At 46.8% G+C, this 952-nt stretch carries 2 protein-coding genes; one reads left to right on the top strand and one right to left on the bottom strand.

What is annotated here, in order from left to right; all coding sequences use genetic code 11:
• Positions 1–252 (top strand): Nif3-like dinuclear metal center hexameric protein (locus tag A3750_RS19475; protein ID WP_197475169.1); only part of this gene is annotated, 252 nt, incomplete at its 5' end.
• A gap of 18 nt (positions 253–270) precedes the next feature.
• Here the strand turns inward: A3750_RS19475 and A3750_RS19470 are convergent.
• Positions 271–771, bottom strand: a complete 501-nt coding sequence (locus tag A3750_RS19470) for a YhcB family protein (protein WP_068457577.1) — start codon at positions 769–771, stop codon at positions 271–273.
• Positions 772–952: the final 181 nt, after the last annotated feature.

Here is a 952-nt window from a genome sequence, read left to right as displayed (position 1 = left end):
CTTAAGACCATTGCGTGGTGCACGGGTGGTGCGCAAAGTATGATTGAGAAAGCTGTGGATCTTGGAGTGGATGCCTATATAAGCGGCGAGATTTCGGAGCCAACTGTTCACATAGCGCGAGAAACAGGTGTCGTTTATTTTTCTGCAGGCCATCATGCGACCGAGCGTTATGGCGTCAAGGCGCTGGGCGAGCATTTGGCCAGCCAGTTTGACATCGAGTTTGTTTTTGCAGATATCGATAACCCGGTTTGACGTGCCGTCTCTATAGAATTACTTCTGTTTGTATTCTTGTTCTAACTGTTCATCAAAATCTTTGAGTTTTTTACCCTCGAAACCAAATCCCTCTGAGAGTGTACCGCCTTCTTCAGGCACGTCTTTGGGCGCGTAATCCATTGGTGGGGTTAGGTCGCTATCAGGGATTTCAATGGTGTGGCCTCGATGGCTTGGATTTGCCTGAGTATTGAAGTTGAGCGTTAGAAGCTCTTCGACATCGCCTCCCTCACAAAGCTTACGCGCTCCGCTAGCGAGTTGTTCGTTCACTTCTCGATATGTTTTGTTGAGTGTTTGAACTTTGCGGGCGGTATCCATGAAATGAGACGTGACGTCCGCTTGATAGCGAGTGAATCGATCTTCAGTTTCAGTCAGTTTTTGCTGTAGTCGCGTTACTCTTCTTGCATCGTTAGCGGTTTTCTTCTGCAGAAGAATGCCCACCGCGATACCCAATACAAATAAGCCAAATGCGGCAATAAGCTGAATAGTTGTATCTGTCACGCGAACTCCATGGTGATTTTCTTTTCAGCAGACGATACTAAAACCCTTTGACTGCTAAGACAATAGAAGAAGCTCTCATCAGAACAGACGGCAGAATTATTGGCCTTTCTTGTCGGTTCACGGCAAAATATGCGCCGCTCGAAAACGGGCTTCAACAATTGCTTTATTCAGCTAGCAGGTT

Source organism: Oleiphilus sp. HI0079 (assembly GCF_001635105.1).
This window is presented reverse-complemented; position numbering and strand designations above follow the sequence as displayed.